This is a genomic window from Neisseria sp. P0021.S007 (assembly GCF_051956855.1).
This window is the reverse complement of the sequence record NZ_JBQCXA010001054.1, coordinates 1-540: the sequence shown is the minus strand read 5'-3', so window position 1 is coordinate 540 and position 540 is coordinate 1. Positions and strand designations below refer to the sequence as shown.

The following is a 540-nucleotide window of genomic DNA, read 5'->3' as shown; positions in this document are numbered from 1 at the left end:
TCTTTGGGGTCGAGTGCGTCGCGCAGGCCGTCGCCGATGAAGTTGAAGCAGAAGAGGGTGGCGACGAGGAAGAAGCAGGGGACGAGGAGCTGCCATGGGGCGGCTTCCATGGAGGCTGCGCCCTCTTGGAGCATGGAACCCCAACTGGTTTTGGGTTCTTGTACGCCCAATCCGAGGAAGCTGAGGAAGGATTCGAACATGATCATGCCGGGGACGAGCAGGGAGGCGTAAACCATGACGACGCCGAGTACGTTGGGGATGATGTGGCGGGTAACGATGCGGCGGCGGGATACGCCTGTGATGCGGGCGGCTTCGACGAATTCTTTGTGTTTGAGGCTGAGGGTTTGTCCGCGGACGATGCGGGCGACGTCCAGCCATGAGACGAGTCCGATGGCGACGAAGATGAGTAAGAGGTTGCGTCCGAAGAAGGTGGTCAACAGGATGACGAAAAACATAAACGGAAAGGCGTTGAGGATTTCGAGCAGGCGCATCATGACGGAGTCGAGTTTGCCGCCGAAAAAGCCTGCGAGTGCGCCGTAG

Annotated in this window: 1 protein-coding gene; it reads right to left on the bottom strand. The window is 59.1% G+C overall.

Annotated elements, in window-relative coordinates:
* Positions 1-540 (bottom strand): ABC transporter permease subunit (locus tag ACTHUR_RS17490; protein ID WP_440399987.1); only part of this gene is annotated, 540 nt, incomplete at both ends.